The organism is Neisseria sp. 20925_1_37, assembly GCF_041433255.1.
Classification (GTDB): domain Bacteria; phylum Pseudomonadota; class Gammaproteobacteria; order Burkholderiales; family Neisseriaceae; genus Neisseria; species Neisseria flavescens_D.
On record NZ_JAPWBC010000006.1, the window covers coordinates 1 to 17,957 of the forward strand.

17 protein-coding genes are annotated in these 17,957 nt (G+C 49.8%); 10 read left to right on the top strand and 7 right to left on the bottom strand.

Annotated features, from left to right (window positions below; all coding sequences use genetic code 11):
• Nucleotides 1–176: 176 nt before the first annotated feature.
• Together O3661_RS06065 and O3661_RS06070 are read right to left on the bottom strand one after the other, a co-directional pair.
• Complete coding sequence (locus O3661_RS06065; protein WP_049331977.1) at nt 177–404, bottom strand: SlyX family protein; 228 nt, start codon at nt 402–404, stop codon at nt 177–179.
• Nucleotide 405: 1 nt separating this feature from the next.
• Nucleotides 406–1,779, bottom strand: coding sequence for a Na+/H+ antiporter family protein (locus O3661_RS06070; protein ID WP_049331975.1), 1,374 nt, complete (start codon nt 1,777–1,779; stop codon nt 406–408).
• Between the two features lie 349 nt (nt 1,780–2,128).
• On the opposite strand from O3661_RS06070, the gene O3661_RS06075 reads away from it, so the two are divergent.
• From O3661_RS06075 to O3661_RS06090, 4 genes are all read left to right on the top strand, one after another.
• Nucleotides 2,129–3,448, top strand: a complete 1,320-nt coding sequence (locus O3661_RS06075; protein ID WP_371492655.1) for an MFS transporter — start codon at nt 2,129–2,131, stop codon at nt 3,446–3,448.
• 317 nt (nt 3,449–3,765) lie between these two features.
• Complete coding sequence (gene adhE / locus O3661_RS06080; RefSeq protein WP_049331971.1) at nt 3,766–6,381, top strand: bifunctional acetaldehyde-CoA/alcohol dehydrogenase; 2,616 nt, start codon at nt 3,766–3,768, stop codon at nt 6,379–6,381.
• A gap of 125 nt (nt 6,382–6,506) precedes the next feature.
• Nucleotides 6,507–6,761, top strand: a complete 255-nt coding sequence (locus O3661_RS06085) for a helix-turn-helix domain-containing protein (protein ID WP_003681417.1) — start codon at nt 6,507–6,509, stop codon at nt 6,759–6,761.
• Nucleotides 6,748–7,446, top strand: a complete 699-nt coding sequence (locus tag O3661_RS06090; protein ID WP_143485309.1) for a MutH/Sau3AI family endonuclease — start codon at nt 6,748–6,750, stop codon at nt 7,444–7,446. Before O3661_RS06085 ends, O3661_RS06090 begins: the two co-directional genes overlap by 14 nt.
• A 12-nt stretch (nt 7,447–7,458) precedes the next feature.
• On the opposite strand, the gene O3661_RS06095 is transcribed toward O3661_RS06090, so the two are convergent.
• From O3661_RS06095 to leuS, 3 genes are all read right to left on the bottom strand, one after another.
• Entirely contained in the window at nt 7,459–8,274 is an 816-nt protein-coding gene (locus tag O3661_RS06095; protein ID WP_314272928.1) for a site-specific DNA-methyltransferase, read from the bottom strand.
• Entirely contained in the window at nt 8,267–9,079 is an 813-nt protein-coding gene (locus tag O3661_RS06100) for a DNA adenine methylase (RefSeq protein ID WP_107862949.1), read from the bottom strand. Before O3661_RS06100 ends, O3661_RS06095 begins: the two co-directional genes overlap by 8 nt.
• A gap of 228 nt (nt 9,080–9,307) precedes the next feature.
• Nucleotides 9,308–11,938 (bottom strand): leucine--tRNA ligase, encoded by a 2,631-nt coding sequence (gene leuS / locus O3661_RS06105; protein ID WP_371492656.1) that lies wholly within the window; start codon nt 11,936–11,938, stop codon nt 9,308–9,310.
• Between the two features lie 209 nt (nt 11,939–12,147).
• On the opposite strand from leuS, the gene dnaJ reads away from it, so the two are divergent.
• A complete protein-coding gene (dnaJ, locus tag O3661_RS06110) occupies nt 12,148–13,317 on the top strand; it encodes a molecular chaperone DnaJ (RefSeq protein ID WP_063076833.1) in 1,170 nt (389 codons plus the stop codon).
• Between the two features lie 65 nt (nt 13,318–13,382).
• Here the strand turns inward: dnaJ and O3661_RS06115 are convergent, their stop codons facing one another.
• Nucleotides 13,383–13,787, bottom strand: coding sequence for a MarR family winged helix-turn-helix transcriptional regulator (locus O3661_RS06115; protein ID WP_049332004.1), 405 nt, complete (start codon nt 13,785–13,787; stop codon nt 13,383–13,385).
• A 188-nt stretch (nt 13,788–13,975) separates the two neighbouring features.
• On the opposite strand from O3661_RS06115, the gene O3661_RS06120 reads away from it, so the two are divergent.
• The 5 genes from O3661_RS06120 to O3661_RS06140 all read left to right on the top strand — a co-directional run bounded on the left by O3661_RS06120 (nt 13,976) and on the right by O3661_RS06140 (nt 16,932).
• The gene (locus O3661_RS06120; protein WP_371492658.1) at nt 13,976–14,431 is read left to right on the top strand and encodes a hypothetical protein; all 456 of its coding nucleotides are present in this window, start codon (nt 13,976–13,978) and stop codon (nt 14,429–14,431) included.
• A gap of 23 nt (nt 14,432–14,454) precedes the next feature.
• Complete coding sequence (locus O3661_RS06125) at nt 14,455–14,892, top strand: cytochrome b (RefSeq protein ID WP_371492660.1); 438 nt, start codon at nt 14,455–14,457, stop codon at nt 14,890–14,892.
• A gap of 39 nt (nt 14,893–14,931) precedes the next feature.
• A complete protein-coding gene (locus O3661_RS06130) occupies nt 14,932–15,402 on the top strand; it encodes an antibiotic biosynthesis monooxygenase (protein WP_371492661.1) in 471 nt (156 codons plus the stop codon).
• 290 nt (nt 15,403–15,692) lie between these two features.
• Nucleotides 15,693–16,271, top strand: a complete 579-nt coding sequence (locus O3661_RS06135; RefSeq protein WP_371492662.1) for a TMEM165/GDT1 family protein — start codon at nt 15,693–15,695, stop codon at nt 16,269–16,271.
• A gap of 1 nt (nt 16,272) precedes the next feature.
• Nucleotides 16,273–16,932: a TIGR01621 family pseudouridine synthase gene (locus tag O3661_RS06140; protein ID WP_371492663.1), complete on the top strand. Its 660-nt coding sequence runs from the start codon at nt 16,273–16,275 to the stop codon at nt 16,930–16,932.
• 63 nt (nt 16,933–16,995) lie between these two features.
• Here O3661_RS06140 and O3661_RS06145 read toward each other — a convergent pair whose 3' ends face one another.
• The gene (locus tag O3661_RS06145) at nt 16,996–17,922 is read right to left on the bottom strand and encodes a LysR family transcriptional regulator (protein WP_003748251.1); all 927 of its coding nucleotides are present in this window, start codon (nt 17,920–17,922) and stop codon (nt 16,996–16,998) included.
• Between the last annotated feature and the right edge of the window lie 35 nt (nt 17,923–17,957).

A 17,957-nucleotide genomic window follows, 5' to 3' on the forward strand; every position in this document is an offset into this window, starting at 1 on the left:
GCAGCGAATGTAAACTTATCCGCCAACGTGAAACCGTCGAGCAGCAAATGGCCAACGAATTGGCTTGTTTGTAAGGTTTGATTGTTTAAAAGGCCGTCTGAAAGCTTGACTGACTTTCAGACGGCCTTTGTTATGAAAGGAAAGGGCATGTATCCAACACGCCCTTTTTCAGTTCATCAATAATGCGGCGGAATCTCATCGCGCAGGCTGTATGGTTCGCGTTCGCCGTTTGCGCCTTTGTCCTGAATCCGTTGATACAGAAGCCGCAACTGGCCTTGTTGCAAATCCAAAGCCTGCTGCATCTTGGCGATGGTGTCGTTCAGGCTGCCGATTAAATCTTCCTGCAAGGCCGTCTGAATTTCCAGCTCCGTGACGCGGTGTTCCAATTCCTGAATATCGCTCATATTACAGCACCATCGCGGCAATCCAGCCGGCAGCCATCAGCGGGATATTGTAGTGGATAAAAGTCGGGATAACCGAATCGCGGATGTGGTCGTGCTGACCGTCGGCGTTCAGACCCATGGTTGGGCCGAGCGTTGAGTCGGAAGCAGGGGAACCCGCATCACCCAGCGCGCCGGCGGTGCCGACGATGGCCACGGTAGCCATTGGGGAGAAGCCCAAGCTGATGCACAAAGGCACATAAATCGCGGTAATAATCGGCAAGGTGGAGAAAGACGAGCCGATGCCCATGGTTACCAGCAGGCCGACAAATAGCATGGTAAAGGCGGCCATGCCTTTATTGCCGCCGAACAAAGCCATGCTGTGTTCGACCAAAGGCTGAATCTCGCCGGTTGCGTTCATTACAGCGGCGAAACCTTGTGCCGCAATCATAATAAAGCCGACCATCGCCATCATTTTAATGCCTTCGCCGAATACATCGCTGGCGGCGGAGCGGTTCATCACGCCCAACATCATAAACACGGCAAAGCCCAACATCGCGCCCAATACCAATGAGTTTTCATACATAAGCTGGATGGCAAAACACACGGCAATCGCCACGGCCGCTACCAAGCTGCGATAGGTTGAAGGCTCTTGTTGTTGAACTGCCGCACGGTTGTCTTCCGTGTCAGTAGTATTGTTTTGATAAATGCGTGGTTTGCGGTAGTGCAAAAAGGCCAGCAGCAAGCCGGAAACCATGCCCAAAGCCGGAATCGCCATTGCGTGCATCACATTGATGCCGCTGGTGTCCATGCCTGCCGAGCGGATATTGCCCAACATGATGTCGTTCAAGAAGATGGCGCCGAAACCGTAAGGCAGGAACATATAAGTCGTTACCAAGCCAAACGTAATCACGCAGGCCACCAAGCGGCGGTCGAGTTTCAAACGGTTGAACACCAACAGCAGCGGCGGAATAATCATCGGGATAAACGCAATATGAATCGGCACAACGTTTTGGCTCATCACACCCATGCACAAAATAATCGCCAGCAGCAGCCATTTGACCGCGCCTTCGCCTTTCGCATTGCCTTCACCGCCGTTTAGTTTGCGGATAATCACGCCGGCGAGCTGTTGCGGCAGGCCGGAATGCGTGATGGCCATGGCAAACGCGCCGAGCATGGCATAAGACAGCGCGATTTGCGCCCCGCCTTTCAGACCTTCGTTAAAAACAGGAATAATCCCTTGCTGCACCACATCGCCGGCCGCGTTGGTTACATTCTCCAAAGGCATACCGGCCACCAAGCCGCCGACAAACGCGCCGACAGCCAAGCTGAGCACCACATGCACGCGCGATAAAGACAGCACAAGCATGATGATGACCGCAATTACAACCGCATTCATATCGTTCTCCGTTGTTTCAGACGGCCTGTTATGTAAAAACAGGCAATCATCTGTTTACATATTACAAATAAACATCATAACCCAAGCATGAAGCCTTTGCAAAAAACGGCAGGCCGTCTGAAAAACAGACCATCGGTTTCAGACGGCCTGCCGTGAACCCTTATTCAGCGTTTTAATAGGGCGTGCGGTTCTGGCGATAAAAATATCTAAAAAATACGCGCTTCCTATTCTTTGCATATGGTACCAATGTTAAAATCGACACAATGTCTTGGTTTCAGGTTTGTCACTGAAATTAAAGCAGTTATTGATAAAATCCAATTCAATAATACGCAAACAAAGGAAAGAAGTGATGGATATTTTGACGCGGCTGCACAATCTGCCGCCCTCCCGTTTTCATTACAAACTTTTAGTGTTGGTCGGCATAGGCTGGTTGTTTGATGCCATGGATACAGGCTTGGTGTCGTTTGTATTGCCGGCTTTGGGCAAAGACTGGGCGCTGGCTCCGGCGCAGTTGGGTTGGATTGTCAGCATTGCCTTTGTCGGCATGGCTCTGGGCGCGGTATTCAGCGGCTGGCTGGCGGACAGGTTCGGACGGAAAACCGTTTTTGCCGGCACGATGGTGGTGTACAGCATTGCCACAGGTTTGTGCGCGCTCGTGCCTGATTTGACGGTTTTGCTGGTGTTCCGCTTTTTTGTCGGCGTCGGTTTGGGCGGCCAACTGCCCGTTGCCGTGTCGCTGGTCAGCGAATATGCGCCGCCGAAAGTACGCGGCCGTTTTATTGTGTTGCTCGAAAGCTTTTGGGGCTTGGGCTGGCTCTCGGCCGCGCTGGTGTCTTATTTCTTTATTCCGCAAACCGGCTGGCACAGCGCGTTTTTATTCGGCTCCTTGCCCCTGTTTTATGTGCCGTTGGTGTTGAAATTTGTTCCCGAATCCGTGCCTTACCTGCTTTCCCGCGGCAAAACCGACGAAGCGCACCGTTTGGTATCCGCGCTGGAAATTCAATCGGGCATCACACCGCCGACAGAAGCCGTTGCCGCACCGGCCGCCCCGCGCGAACGCATCCGCTTCTTCCAGCTTTGGCAACATCCGTTTGCACGGCGTACGCTGATGCTGTGGCTGGTTTGGTTCGGCATCGTGTTTTCGTATTACGGCATTTTCACTTGGTTGCCCAAACTACTGGTCGAGCAGGGCAATACCGTGGTCAAAACCTTTGAATATGTGCTGGTGATGATTGTTGCGCAACTGCCCGGCTATATTGCCGCCGCGGCTTTGGTGGAAAGAATCGGCCGCAAAGCAACGCTGGCAGGCTTTCTGGCAGCTTGCGCCGTGTGCGCATGGTTTTTCGGGCAAAGTACAACTGCCGCCGAAGTCATGGTTTGGGGCAGCCTGATGTCCTTCTTCAACTTGGGCGCATGGGGCGTTTTATACACCTACACCCCCGAACTCTACCCCTTGCGCTTCCGTGCCTTCGCATCCGGTTGGGCAGGCGCCATTGGCCGCGTCGGCGGCATACTCGCGCCCATGGTAGTAGCGGCGATGGTAGGCAATAGCGGCGGTTTCGGCAATATCTTTATGATGTTTGCGCTGGTTATGCTGCTGATTGTGGCAGTAGTCTTGGTATTGGGTGAGGAAACCAAAGGCCGTACGCTGGAAGACATTAGCCAATAAAAGATAGACATGAAAAAGGCCGTCTGAAAAATATTTTCAGACGGCCTTTTTCATTTACGTTTGTAATTTTAATACATCGATTTTCTGTTTTTATCTTAATTATCGAGGAAAGCGACGAAGAATAACCGTCTTTGTTTTTGCGTAGATAAAAATATTATACTTCAAAGAATTAAAATGAATAAACGATAAAATGGCCGTCTGAAAAGTTCAATCATGGTTTGTGATGTAGGTCAAAGCAAAATGTAACTAAATTACCTATAGTTATCGTAGTGAAAATTTATTGACCTTATTGCCACCTTTTATTAAGGAGATACACCATGAACGCATCAGCCGACAACGTCGTCAGCCCAGCCGTAGCCGAGGTAAACAGCCTGGTTGACAAGGGTTTACGGGCATTGGACGAGTTTCTTAAGCTCGATCAGGAGCAGATTGACTTTATTGTTGCCAAAGCCTCTATCGCCGCGCTGGACAAACATGGTGTACTCGCCATGCACGCGGTGGAAGAAACGGGGCGCGGCGTGTTTGAGGATAAGGCGACGAAAAACCTGTTTGCCTGCGAAAACGTCGTGCGCCGCCTGCGCGATTTGAAAACCGTGGGCGTCATCAGCGAAAACGATGTAACCGGTATTACTGAAATTGCCGATCCGGTCGGCGTGGTTTGCGGTATTGTGCCGACAACCAATCCGACGTCCACCACCATTTTCAAATCCCTGATTGCGCTGAAAACCCGTAATCCGATTATTTTCTCGTTCCATCCGTCCGCCCAGCAGTGTTCCGCCCATGCCGCGCGTATCGTGCGCGATGCGGCGATTGCGGCCGGTGCGCCGGAAAACTGTATCCAGTGGATTGAAAAGCCGTCTATGGAAGGCACTTCCGCGCTGATGAAGCATCCGGGTGTGGCAACGATTTTGGCGACCGGCGGCAATGCGATGGTGGAAGCTGCATACTCTTGCGGCAAACCTGCGCTCGGCGTAGGGGCGGGCAACGTACCTGCTTATGTTGAAAAAACAGCGGACATCAAACAGGTGGCACACGATATTGTGATGTCGAAATCTTTCGACAACGGCATGGTGTGCGCCAGCGAGCAAGCGGTGATTGCCGATAAAGAGATTTACAAAGAGTTGGCCGAAGAGTTCAAATCTTACGGCGTGTACTTTGCCAACAAAAAAGAAAAAGCCATGCTCGAAGAGTTTATCTTCGGCGTAACGGCGAATTGCGCCAGCTGCGGCGGAGCGAAACTCAATTCTGCGGTAGTGGGCAAACCGGCGGCATGGATTGCCGAACAGGCCGGGTTTAAAGTGCCTGAAAAAACCAACATCATCATCGCCGAATGCCGCGAAGTCGGCCCGAACGAGCCGCTGACCCGCGAAAAACTTTCGCCTGTTTTGGCCATGATTAAGGCAGATTCGACCGAACAAGGTTTGAAGTTCGCTGAAGAAATGGTTGCCTTTGACGGCTTGGGACACTCAGCCGCCATCCATACCGCCGACGAAGAATTGGTCAAAACGTTCGGCTCCCGCGTCAAAGCCCTGCGCGTGATTTGGAATTCGCCTTCCACCTTCGGCGGCATCGGCGACGTGTACAACGCCTTCCTGCCTTCTCTGACCCTCGGCTGCGGCTCTTACGGTAAAAACGCCGTCGGCGGCAACGTCAGCGCAGTCAATCTGTTAAACATCAAAAAAGTAGGCCGTCGGAGAAACAACATGCAATGGTTCAAAGTGCCCGCCAAAATCTATTTTGAACGCGATTCCATCCAATATCTGCAAGACATGAAAGACTGCGAAAAAGTCATGATTGTGACCGACCGTTCGATGGTTGATCTGGGCTTTGTCGATAAAATCACCCACCAACTGCATCAACGCAAAAACAAAGTGACCATCCAGCTGTTTACCGACGTTGAAGCCGATCCGAGCGTCCAAACCGTCTATAAAGGCACGGATTTGATGCGCAGCTTCCAGCCGGACACCATTATTGCGCTGGGTGGCGGCTCGCCGATGGACGCGGCCAAAGCCATGTGGCTCTTCTACGAGCAGCCGCAAGTCGATTTTGAAGACTTGGTGCAAAAATTCATGGACATCCGCAAACGCGCATTCCGTTTCCCTGAATTGGGCCGCAAAGCCAAATTTATCGGCATTCCTACCACGTCGGGTACAGGCTCCGAAGTGACGCCGTTTACCGTCATCAGCGACGGCGACAAAAAATATCCGATTGCCGACTACTCGCTGACACCGACCATTTCGATTGTCGATCCTGCGTTTACCATGACCGTGCCGGCAGGCGTAACCGCCGATACCGGTTTGGACGTACTGACCCACGCCGTAGAAGCGTACGTTTCCGTACTGGCGAACGACTTTACAGACGGCCTCGCCCTGCAAGCCATCAAGCTCGTATTCCAATACCTCGAACGTTCCTACAAACACGGTGCGGCCGATCCAGAAGCGCGCGAGCATATGCACAATGCTTCCACCATCGCAGGCATGGCGTTTGCCAATGCGTTCTTGGGCATCAACCACTCGATGGCGCACAAAATCGGCGGCAAATATCACGTTCCGCACGGTCGTGCCAACGCCATCCTGCTGCCGCACGTCATCCGCTACAACGGCACGCGTCCGCAGAAAACCGCCACTTGGCCGAAGTACAACTACTACAAAGCCGACCTGAAATATCAGGAAATCGCCCGTACTTTAGGCCTGCCATGCAGCACACCGGCAGAGGGCGTCGAATCCTTCGCCCGCGCCTGTCATGAGCTGGCAGTCAACGTCGGCATCAAAATGTCGTTTAAAGAGCAGGGCATCGATGAGAAAACCTTCCTCGACGGCAGAAAAGAGCTGGCCATGATGTCTTTTGAAGACCAATGCACCCCGGCCAACCCACGCCTCGCCATGGTGGCCGATATGGAAGAAATCCTGACCAAAGCCTATTACGGCGAATAAAATCGGGCAGTTAAAAAGGCCGTCTGAAACCTGACTATAGGGTTTCAGACGGCCTTTCGTATTAGAACTAAAGTTGATACTTATTGTATGTGGAATTTAATTTGCAAACATTAAGAATAGTCATCATGAAATCAGAAATTTTAAAACAATTTGGCAAACATGTTCGTCATTTAAGACAACTCCAGGATTTAAGTCAGGAAACATTGGCTGAAAAAGCGAATATGCACCGGACTTATATCGGAATGATAGAACGTGGAGAGCGTAACCCCGCCCTATTAAATCTTATTCGTTTGGCTAGCGCATTAGATATTTCTTTGCCTGAACTTTTAACTTTTAAGGACTATGTTAATGACGGGAACTGTGATAATGAATCTAACTGATTCGTATGATTTTTTTAGAGAAAACGCCGGAAGGACGCTAGGAGATCTAAAACTTGAATATCAAACCAAATTTCCCGAGTTCACCGCTGAAATGAAGATAAATAAAGGTGGGGTAGGGCAGTTTATCGAGAAATTGATAGGACTTAAGAATACAAATGCTTTGACAGATTTTTCTGATGGTGAGCTGAAAACCAATAAAGCAGATACAGATGGTGCACCACTAGAGACTATGTTTATCTCGCAGATTTCCAGTAACTTTGATCAGTTAATCAGCGATCAGATAAGCTTTGAAGATAGTTGGATATACCAAAAAATCAAGAATTTGCTATATGTTCCTATTTGTAAAGTCGACAACGATCCTGATAAATGGTACATACAGTCAGCCTATCATGTGCAAATAAATGAAGAGGGTGAACTTTTCAGACAGTTATCTGCTGACTTCACGCAAATTAAAAGTAAGCTGTTAGCTGATATTAATTCCGGCGACGGATATATTCATACATCAAACGGTAGTTTTATACAAATCAGATCAAAAGATTTCAAGCCATACCATCCTATATTTTCTGCACAATATAATCGGAATATTTCAAATAAGAATCATGCATTTTATTTTAAAAAAGAATTCATGCGGGAAGTTCGTGAAATGGCCAGACAGGGTAAAGATGGTGTTGTTCGAATAATTTAAAATAAGATGGGGCTACAGCTTTTGTTGTAGCCTTTTCTTTGCTAATTCAAAAAAATCTTCTTCTAGTTCGCAACCACAAAATTTCCGACCATGTTTTAAGGCAGCAACGCCTGTTGTGCCGCTGCCCATGAATGGGTCAAAAATTAAATCTCCGATATTTGAAGCCGATAGTATGCAGCGTTCAAGCAAGGCGAGAGGTTTTTGTGTCGGATGTTTGCCGAATATTTTTTCGGTTTTATTTGGTGGAGGAAATGTCCAAACACATTTCATCTGCTTGCCATCATTTTGTACTTTCATCATTTCATAATGAAACGTATGTTTGGCTTTTTTATTTTTCTTTGCCCATAAGATTGTTTCTGTCGAATGGGTAAAAAAACGGCAGGACAAATTAGGGGGAGGATTGGGTTTTTCCCAAGTAATATTGTTCAAAATATGGTATCCGATGGTTTGCATCAGGTAGCCGATTAAATAGATATTATGGAATGTGCCGCAAACCCAAATTGTGCCGTTTGGTTTTAATAAGGCGTAACACAGTCGGAGCCATTCTTCGTAGAATTCCAAATCTGCCGCCATTCCTTTGGATTTATCCCAGTTGCCCTTATTAACGGAAACCATTTGTCCATTTTGACAACTGAAGCCGTCATTGGAAAGAAAGTAAGGAGGGTCTGCGAAAATCATATCAAAACAGCCGTTTGGATGTTTTTCCAATATCTTCCGCATGACGTTAAGGGAATTTTCGTTGTAGAGAACAAGGTCGTCTGAAACGATTTTTTTCAAACGACTTTGATAAATGGCAGCTTCTTCAGCCAGTTTGTCGAAATCACTCATAAATTGCCAATAATTCTCCGACTTTTTTGCGACTGCTGCCCTTTGCGGCAATATTGCGTTGTACTTCAACCGTTTTCAGAATGGCAGAAGAATAAATATTTCTCGTAAATTCAGTATCATGATTTGAAATCAAAACGCCTTGAGAGTTAGGTGCAATTTGTTGGGCTGTCTGGGAAAGGCGGATTTGATCGTCCAAATTGAAGCCTTCTTTGGCATAAGTGGTAAATGAAGCGGTTGGGCTTAAAGGTGCATAAGGAGGATCACAATAAACAGTATCTGTATTGTTTGTCAGAGATAGGATTGTTTGAAAATCTCCGCACATTAATTCAACTCTGTCAGATTTTTGAATGAAACCTTCCATTTCTTGTTGTGGAAAGTAAGGAGATTTGTAGCGTCCGAATGGCACATTGAATGCCCCTTTGCTGTTGTAACGGCATAAACCGTTAAAAGCATGGCGGTTCAAATAAATAAATAGCGCTGAACGTTCGTGTAGATCTTGGCTGAAGTTGAATTGTTCCCGCAATTCATAGAATCTTGAATCGCTATTGTTTTCGGAAGTAAAGAAAGAGCGGGTATAGTCTATGAATCCGGATTTTTCTTCTTTTAGGATACGGAATAAGCCGATTAAGTCAGCGTTAATATCATTGAGCAGATAATGTTCGAAATCCAATGCAAGAGACAAAGCGGCAGAACCGCAGAAGGGTTCAATCAGACGTTTTCGTGCAGGAGTGGGTAGATTGTGTTCGATAAAGGGGACAAGTTTATGTTTGCCACCAGCCCATTTTAGGAAGGGTTTTGAAGCCATTAGGATGCCAAGTACAAGCGTGGTTGATTGGCTTCGAATTGTGCCAAAACATCGTGAGGAATACAACGGATTTATGTTTTGGGGACGTGTATAGAGTGATTCTAAATCCAATAGAACCTTCCATCCCAATGTGTTATTGGACTTATCAGCTTAATCTACCTTAAAAAGGCCGTCTGAAAACCAAGTTTCAGACGGCCTTTATCCGTGTGGCTAAACCTTAAAAGCGGTTTAGACGACGATATTTACCAAGCGTCCGGGAACGACGATGATTTTCTTCGCAGGCTTGCCTTCCATGAATTTCACTGCGCCTTCGTTGGCAAGGGCGGCGGCTTCGAGGTCGGCTTTGGAGGCGTCGGCGGCGACGGTGATTTTGCCGCGCAGTTTGCCGTTGATTTGAACCATCACTTCGATTTCGGATTTGACCAAAGCGGCTTCATCGACTGTCGGCCAGCCTGCTTCCCACAGTTTCGCGCCGTTCAATTCGCTCCACAGGGTTTCGCAGATGTGTGGAACGATCGGCCACAACAGGCATACGGCGGCTTCCAATACTTCTTGGGCGACGGCGCGACCTTGTTCGCTGCCGGTGTCGGTTTTGTCGTATTGGTTGAGCAGTTCCATCACAGCGGCGATGGCGGTGTTGAACTGCTGGCGGCGGCCGTAGTCGTCGCTGACTTTGGCGATGGTGGAATGCAGTTTGTGGCGCAGGTCTTTGAGTTCTTTAGACAAACCGTCTTGGCTGCCTGCAAACGCTTTGACTGCTTCGCCTTGCTTCAGGTATTCGTAAACAGTACGCCACAGGCGGCGCAGGAAGCGGTGCGCGCCTTCGACGCCGCTGTCGCTCCATTCGAGGGACTGTTCGGGCGGTGCGGCGAACATCATAAACAGGCGGGCAGTGTCCGCGCCGTAGGCGTTAATCAGCTCTTGTGGATCGACGCCGTTGTTTTTGGACTTGGACATTTTTTCCGTGCCGCTGATGACGACGGGCAGTCCGTCGGCTTTCAGAACAGCGGAAACGGGGCGGCCTTTATCGTCGAAAGTCAATTCGACATCGGCAGGGTTGATCCAGTCTTTGCCGCCTTTGTCGTTTTCGCGGTAGTAGGTTTCGCAGACGACCATGCCTTGCGTGAGCAGGCGTTCAAACGGTTCGTCAACATTGACCAAACCTTCGTCGCGCATCAGTTTGGTGAAGAAACGCGCGTACAGGAGGTGCAAAATCGCGTGTTCGATACCGCCGATGTATTGGTCGACCGCGCCCCAGTATTTTGCGGCTTCAGTCGATACCATGCCTTCTGCGAACTTGGGCGACATGTAGCGGAAGAAATACCAGCTCGATTCCATGAAGGTGTCCATGGTGTCGGTTTCGCGTTTCGCCGCGCCGCTGCAGCATGGGCAGGTGGTTTCGTAAAACTCGGGCATTTTTGCCAGCGGCGAACCCATGCCGTCGGGTACGACGTTTTCAGGCAGAACGACGGGCAGTTGGTCGGCGGGGACGGGTACGTCGCCGCATTTTTCGCAATGGACGATGGGAATCGGGCAGCCCCAGTAGCGTTGGCGCGAAATACCCCAGTCGCGCAGGCGGTATTGGGTTTTCGGTTCGCCTGCGTCTTGGCTTTGCAGCTTGGCGGCGATGGCGTCGAAGGCCGTCTGAAAATTCATGCCGTCCAAGTCGCCGCTGTTGACCAATACGCCGTTTTCTTTGTCACCGTACCATTCTTGCCATTGGTTTGCATCGAATGCGTTGTCACCGACGGCAATAACTTGTTTTTTAGGCAGATTGTATTTGGTGGAGAAATCGAAATCGCGTTCGTCGTGCGCCGGAACCGCCATCACCGCGCCGTCGCCGTAGCCCCACAATACATAGTTGGCAATCCACACTTCCAGCTTGTCGCCGTTAAGCGGGTTGACGACGTAGCGGCCGGTCGGCACGCCTTTTTTCTCCATCGTCGCCATATCGGCTTCGGCAACCGAACCGGCTTTGCATTCGGCGATAAATGCCTGCAATTCGGGTTTGTCGGCGGCCGCGGCGGTTGCCAGCGGATGCTCGGCGGCAACGGCAACATAAGTAGCGCCCATCAGCGTGTCGGGGCGGGTGGTATAAACTTGCAGGAAGTTCGCGTAATCGCCTTCCAAGCCTTGTTTGCTGTCGTCTGAAACAGCAAAGCGCACGGTCATACCGCGAGATTTGCCGATCCAGTTGCGCTGCATGGTTTTGACTTGTTCCGGCCAGTGTTCCAGCTTGTCCAAATCGTTGAGCAGCTCTTCGGCGTAATCGGTGATTTTGAAGTAATACATCGGGATTTCGCGTTTTTCGATCAACGCACCCGAACGCCAGCCGCGCCCGTCGATGACTTGCTCGTTAGCAAGGACGGTTTGATCGACAGGGTCCCAGTTTACCGTGCCGTTTTTGCGATAGACGATGCCTTTTTCAAACAGCTTGGTAAACAGCCATTGCTCCCAGCGGTAGTATTCGGGTTTGCAGGTGGCGACTTCGCGCTCCCAGTCAATCGCAAAACCCAGGCTTTTGAGCTGGGTTTTCATGTATTCGATGTTGTCGTACGTCCAAGCGGCGGGGGCGACGTTGTTTTTCATCGCCGCGTTTTCCGCAGGCATACCGAACGCGTCCCAACCCATAGGCTGCATGACGTTGAAGCCGTTTAAGAGTTTGAAGCGGCTCAATACGTCGCCGATGGTGTAGTTGCGCACATGCCCCATGTGCAGCTTGCCGCTGGGGTAGGGGAACATGGAGAGGCAGTAGTATTTGGGTTTGGAAGCGTCTTCGGAGACGTTGAAAATACGGGCGTCGTCCCATTTTTTCTGCGCCGCAGGCTCAATGGCGGCGGGTTGGTAATGTTCTTGCATGGTCATTCTGTTTTTCGCTTGAAAACGTTGGAAAAAATAAAGATGGGATTATAGCAGGTTGTCGGGCCTGTCGGTTTGACAAAGGCCGTCTGAATGTTTGGATGTCGGAAAAGCACAATTTCAGACGGCCTTGAAAATACTGACTTGAGTTTTTGATACTCGCCCACATATCCGACCCAGTTCAAACTTATTCAAAACACTATCAAATTATGAGTACCCAAGATTATTACGAAACCCTTGGTGTTGCCCGCAGCGCTAGCGACGATGAAATCAAAAAAGCCTACCGCAAGCTGGCAATGAAATACCATCCCGACCGCAACCCTGACAACAAAGAAGCGGAAGAAAAATTTAAAGAAGTCCAAAAAGCTTACGACACCTTGTCTGATAAGGAAAAACGTACCATGTACGACCAATATGGCCATGCCGCGTTCGAACAGGGCGCAGGTGCGGGCGGATTCGGTGGCTTTGGCGGTTTCGGCGGCCAAGGCGGATTCGGTGGTGCGCAAGGCTTCGATTTTTCCGATATTTTCAGCCAAATGTTCGGTGGTGGCGGCAGCGCAGGCGGCCGTCAGCCGGATTACAGCGGCGCGGACTTGCAGGTTGGCATAGAGATTTCGCTTGAAGAAGCCGCTAAAGGCGTGAAAAAACGCATCAATATTCCAACTTACGAAGAATGTGATGTCTGCCACGGCTCAGGTGCCAAACCGGGCACATCTGCATCGACTTGTTCGACCTGTCACGGCTCAGGTACGGTACACGTCCGCCAAGCCATTTTCCAAATGCAGCAGACGTGTCCGACTTGTCACGGCACAGGCAAAGAAATCAAAGATCCTTGCGTCAAATGCCGTGGCGAAGGCCGCACCAAAACCAGCAAAACGGTTGAAGTCAACATTCCGGCAGGCATCGACGACGGTCAACGCATCCGCTTGAGCGGCGAGGGCGAGCCGGGTCAACACGGCGCACCGGCAGGCGATTTGTACGTCAATGTCCGCGTGAGACAGCACAAAATCTTTGAGCGCAACGGCTTGGACCTGCATTGCGAACTGCCGATCAGCTTTGCCATTGCCGCATTGGGCGGCGAAGTCGAAGTGCCGACTTTGGACGGCAAAGTCAAACTGCACATTCCGAAAGAAACGCAAACCGGCCGCCGTATGCGCGTGAAAGGCAAAGGCATCAAGTCTCTGCGTTCCAGCTCGACCGGCGATTTGTACTGCCACATTTTGGTTGAAACGCCGGTTAACCTGACCGACCGTCAGAAAGAGTTGTTGGAAGAATTTGAAAAAATCTCCTCCGGTCTCAATCTCAGCCAAACCCCGCGCAAAAAATCGTTTTGGGAAAAAGTAGGCGAAAAAGTAGGCGATTTGTTCTCCGATAATTAATCGCTGTGAAAAAGGCCGTCTGAAACCTGTTTACATTGGGTTTCAGACGGCCTTTTTTATATTTTTCAGACTTTTATCATCTTTTGTTGCTTCAATATAATCTTCTGTGCCATTTCCAAAAACAGCTTCTGCTCGTCTGCCGACAGATCCGCCAAGGATTCTTGGTTGATGGCTTTGGCAATTTCGGTGGAGCTTGATTGTAAAGCACGCGCGTGTTCTGTCAGCATAATCAAACGACTGCGTGCATCTTCAGGATTAGGCTCCCGTGTAATCAATCCGTCTCGCTCCATCCGTGCCAGAGTGTTGGCAATCGTTGCCTGCTTCAAATCGGCACGCTCAACTAATTCCTGTTGGCTCAAGCCGTCTTTATTCCATAGCTCGATCAAAATTGGAAATTGTGCAGGCGCAATCCCCAGTGGTTTTAAGCCTTCGCTCAATAAAATGGCAAATTGGCGGGCAATGTGGTTCATCAGATAGCCTGCCGATTCAGTTTTAAAAACTTCGTTCACTTTGTTTCCTTTAAAATCATATTGTTGCGGATTATACCACAAATATAGCTTGCTATCTTAATCAATAGCACACTATACTTATTTCAACTAAATAGCTTGCTATTTAAATGCTTTCAGACGACCTCTCTTAAATGTTCAAGGAAACCATAATGAACCGCAATACTTTACGCAAAATCCACGCCGCCGCAGGGGTGGGCGCATTTTTATTCATCGCTTCGTTTTGGAGCAGCACCGTGTTCAGCGAACTCTTCGGCTCGCACGAAACTGTCGCCGCCGTGAAGCAAATCATTGTTTATGCGCTGTTCGGGTTGATTGCCTGCATGGCAACCGCAGGCACAACAGGCATGAAAATGGGCGGCAAAAGCAAACATACTGCGATTGCCGCGAAACGCCGACGCATGCCGTTTATCGCTGCCAACGGAATGCTGATTTTGCTGCCTTGTGCCTTTTTCTTGAATAACCGCGCTTCTGCCGGACAGTTTGACAGCGTGTTTTATATCGTTCAAATCGTAGAACTGATTGCCGGTATGGCTAATCTGACGCTGTTGGGACTGAGCATGAAAGACGGATTTTCTATCCGTAAACCCAAATTGAAATCCATTTAATTGTTAATTTAAGAGAAAACATCATGAAACCTGATACTCCGCAACGTTACGGCACTACAACCCGCTTTCTGCATTGGACTATGGCGGCCTGCTATCTGTTTATGTTTGCAACCGCCATTGCTTGGAATATGGATGAAAGTCTGAAGTTTTTGACTAATCCTCATAAGGCGGTTGGCTTTCTTCTGCTGATATTGTCTGCTTGGCGTGTGATGCGAGCAATCCGCCAGTCCAGCAATCGACCGGTTGGCAGTATGGCTGCCAAATTTGGACATTGGGCAATGTATCTCCTGATGCTTGCCGTTCCAGTCACAGGTGTTATGAGACAAATTACTCAGGAAGGACAGATTCACGGAGCACTGGCATTTTCGTTGCTGTTCTTGTCTCTGGGGCATATCGGCATGGTCGTTTACCACTACATCAAAGGCGAATCCGTAATGCCCCGAATGTTCGGAAGAGCTTAAATATCTCACATCAATTCAAACCTATAAGGAACTATCCATATGAATATCCGTAAAAAAACAGCTCTGATTGCCGCTGCCGCCACTGCCTTTGTCGCTGTCGGTTGTACTGCAAATGCCAAACAGTGGCAGGAAAAATGTGAAGCCTTTCAAAACAGTGTCATCCTCATTAATACTTTTGAAGTGCCGCAGGGTAAAGAAGCCGAAGCTTTGGCTTCTTGGCAAAAAGCGCGTGATTTTTTGAAAACCCAGCCGGGCTATATAGCTACGCGCCTGCACCAAAATATAGATCCAAACGGTAAATATCATTTGGTCAACGTAGCCCGTTGGCGCAATATGGAAGATTTTAAAGCCGCTACTGTCAAGATGCGTCAGACCCTGCCGGATAATATGCCTGAAGGGGTTACAGCCAGCCCGGGTTTGTTTAAAGTGATTGAAAACGATATGCTGCATGGTTTTGGCAGATATAATGGCAAAGGATTCGGCCGTAAATTTGAAGTATGCGGCAAGTAATCGCAGGCCGTCTGAAACCTGCTTTACATTGGGTTTCAGACGGCCTTTTGTTTTTCTTTTTGTTGCTTCAAGCCATGGTTTGCCTTACAATGCGCGCTTCACTCTTACGGGAGTAGCCATTCGGCGCAATGCCGAAACCGTTGTCAACATAATCGGCTTGTGCGGCCGTGGCAGCGGTATCTTCTCTGCTTTATCGGAAGACAGGCAAGACGTAAGCGTTGTCCATACCCTTGCGGGCGGTATGCACAGCGCTTTTTGTTTGCCCGCTTTTCGGTTGAGTATCTTAAATCATGGAAGCTTTTTTCTCCTCGACGCTGGGCGTTGCCATTGCCGAAATCGGCGATAAAACGCAATTGCTGGCGCTCTTTTTGGCAGCACGTTTTGCCCACAAAAACGCGATTGTTGCCGGTATCTTTGTTGCAACCCTGTTGAACCATCTTGTTTCAGCCGCACTCGGCGTCTGGCTGGCATCCGCTATTTCGCCCGAAGTCATGAAATGGGTGGTCGGCGGCAGCTTTATTGCGGTCGGATTATGGCTGTTGCTGCCGGATAAAGACGAAGATCCTGACAGCAAGTGGCTGAAATACGGCGCATTTACGGCGACGGTCGTCCTGTTTTTCTTGGCGGAAATCGGCGACAAAACGCAGATTGCAACGGTTCTTTTGGCGGCAAAATACCAATCTATCCTGCTCGTCGTGGTCGGCAGTATTGCTGGTTTGATGATTGCTTCCGTGCCTGCCGTGTATTTGGGCGAAATGCTGATGCGCAAAATTCCGGCTAAAGCAGTGCGCATTGCCGCGTGTATCTTGTTCTGTCTGCTGGGTATTTTGACTCTGCTTGGCGACGGTATCATGTTGAAGGCCGTCTGAAATGTGGGACCTTGTTTTTGAACACAAAGACTTTGTGGTCATCAATAAGCCTTGCGGCATATCGGTGCACAGCGAATCGGAAGGGGAGGTTTGCCTGACCGTATCGCTGGCGCAGCAGCTCGGCGTTGAGCGCGTGTGGCTGGTTCACCGTTTGGACAAAGCCACCAGCGGCCTGTTGCTGCTTGCGCTCAACCGCGACAGCGCGGCGGCTTTATCGGCGCAGTTTGCCGAGAAAACCATGCGTAAAACTTATTTGGCACTCGGTACGCATAAGCCGGCGAAAAAGCAGGGCTGGGTGAAAGGCGGTATGGCGCGTTCGCGGCGCGGTACATGGAAGCTGACGCGTGATGAGGATAATTTTGCCGTTACCCGTTTCAGCAGCCAAAGCCTGAAGCCCGGTTTGCGCCTGTTTGTGTTGCAACCGTTTACCGGCAAAACCCATCAGCTGCGCGTGGCCATGAAAAGCATAGGCAGTCCGATTTTGGGTGATACGCTGTATGGCGGCGATGAGGCGGAACATCTGTTTCTGCACGCTTGGCGTTTGGTTTTCGACTATCGCAGCGAGCATTTCGATATTCGGGTTGCTCCCGATAAAACATGGCCGTCTGAAATCGATTTGTCGGCGTGTTTGGGTTTGGATGAATCCGAAGAGAAACAGTGAAATTTTTGTGTATTGAAAAGGCCGTCTGAAAATTGTTCAGACGGCCTTTTGATTGTTTCAAGTTTACATTTCCAATTCGCTCAAGCCCGGCAAGTCGGCAAAACAGCGGTCATGTGTGATTTGACAGAAGTTGTCCAGATAGCCTTTGTTGGCGTCTTCCGTACGAATGGCGGCATAAAGTTTGCTTTGCAGGCCGTCTGAAGTGATTTTGCGATGAACGACGTAGCCTTTTTCCAGATACGGCATGACCGTCCAGTAGGGTAGGGCGGCGATGCCGCGTTTGCTGGCAACCAATTGAATAATGGCAATGGTCAGCTCGCTGTGGCGGCGCGGCGGATTAATGCCTTTGGGCAGCAGCACTTTTTTGGGTAAGTCCAGCATTTCGTCGGGGACGGGATAAGTAATCAGGGTTTCGTCGATAAAGTCTTCCGCTTCCCAAACGTCTTTGTCGGCAAGCGGATGGTCTTCTGCGCAGATGCCGACCATTTCATAGGCAAACAGAGGGCGGTAGCTGATGCCGTTGAGCGGCTCGGCTTCGGAAACGATGGCAAGGTCGGCGCGGTGTTGCAGCAGCAGCCCGACCGGATCGGCTTGGAAACCGGAAACGATGTCCAATTCAACTTGCGGCCATAAGGGGCGGAACTCGCCCATGGCAGGCATCAGCCAGTCAAAGCAGGTGTGACATTCGACGGCAAGCCTGAGTTCGCCGGCTTCGCCTTCGATAATCCGCACCAAATCACGTTCGGCGGCGGCAACCTGCGGCAACAGCTCGCGCGCCAGTTGTAATAGGCGCATACCGGCCGGGGTGAAGCGCAAAGGTGTGGATTTGCGTTCAAACAACGGCGTTTCGTAATAATTTTCCAAGGCACGGATTTGGTGCGACAGGGCGGATTGGGTCAGGAAAACCCGTTTGGCGGCAAGGGAAACGCTGCCGGTTTCTTCTAAAGCCAGCAAGGTTTTGAGATGACGCAATTCAATAATAGAGTCCATGTGTTTTCAGACGGCCTGTGGGTAAGGTGGCGTAT

Excerpts from the sequence above, each read along its gene's own strand:
- O3661_RS06140 (WP_371492663.1), top strand. The coding sequence starts at position 16,273 with ATGTGGGACCTTGTTTTTGAACACAAAGACTTTGTGGTCATCAATAAG.
- O3661_RS06075 (WP_371492655.1), top strand. The coding sequence starts at position 2,129 with ATGGATATTTTGACGCGGCTGCACAATCTGCCGCCCTCCCGTTTTCAT.
- O3661_RS06115 (WP_049332004.1), bottom strand. The coding sequence starts at position 13,787 with ATGAACCACATTGCCCGCCAATTTGCCATTTTATTGAGCGAAGGCTTA.
- O3661_RS06100 (WP_107862949.1), bottom strand. The coding sequence starts at position 9,079 with ATGGCTTCAAAACCCTTCCTAAAATGGGCTGGTGGCAAACATAAACTT.
- O3661_RS06065 (WP_049331977.1), bottom strand. The coding sequence starts at position 404 with ATGAGCGATATTCAGGAATTGGAACACCGCGTCACGGAGCTGGAAATT.
- O3661_RS06085 (WP_003681417.1), top strand. The coding sequence starts at position 6,507 with ATGAAATCAGAAATTTTAAAACAATTTGGCAAACATGTTCGTCATTTA.
- O3661_RS06095 (WP_314272928.1), bottom strand. The coding sequence starts at position 8,274 with ATGAGTGATTTCGACAAACTGGCTGAAGAAGCTGCCATTTATCAAAGT.
- O3661_RS06090 (WP_143485309.1), top strand. The coding sequence starts at position 6,748 with ATGAATCTAACTGATTCGTATGATTTTTTTAGAGAAAACGCCGGAAGG.
- adhE (WP_049331971.1), top strand. The coding sequence starts at position 3,766 with ATGAACGCATCAGCCGACAACGTCGTCAGCCCAGCCGTAGCCGAGGTA.
- leuS (WP_371492656.1), bottom strand. The coding sequence starts at position 11,938 with ATGCAAGAACATTACCAACCCGCCGCCATTGAGCCTGCGGCGCAGAAA.
- O3661_RS06070 (WP_049331975.1), bottom strand. The coding sequence starts at position 1,779 with ATGAATGCGGTTGTAATTGCGGTCATCATCATGCTTGTGCTGTCTTTA.
- O3661_RS06135 (WP_371492662.1), top strand. The coding sequence starts at position 15,693 with ATGGAAGCTTTTTTCTCCTCGACGCTGGGCGTTGCCATTGCCGAAATC.
- dnaJ (WP_063076833.1), top strand. The coding sequence starts at position 12,148 with ATGAGTACCCAAGATTATTACGAAACCCTTGGTGTTGCCCGCAGCGCT.
- O3661_RS06130 (WP_371492661.1), top strand. The coding sequence starts at position 14,932 with ATGAATATCCGTAAAAAAACAGCTCTGATTGCCGCTGCCGCCACTGCC.
- O3661_RS06125 (WP_371492660.1), top strand. The coding sequence starts at position 14,455 with ATGAAACCTGATACTCCGCAACGTTACGGCACTACAACCCGCTTTCTG.
- O3661_RS06120 (WP_371492658.1), top strand. The coding sequence starts at position 13,976 with ATGAACCGCAATACTTTACGCAAAATCCACGCCGCCGCAGGGGTGGGC.
- O3661_RS06145 (WP_003748251.1), bottom strand. The coding sequence starts at position 17,922 with ATGGACTCTATTATTGAATTGCGTCATCTCAAAACCTTGCTGGCTTTA.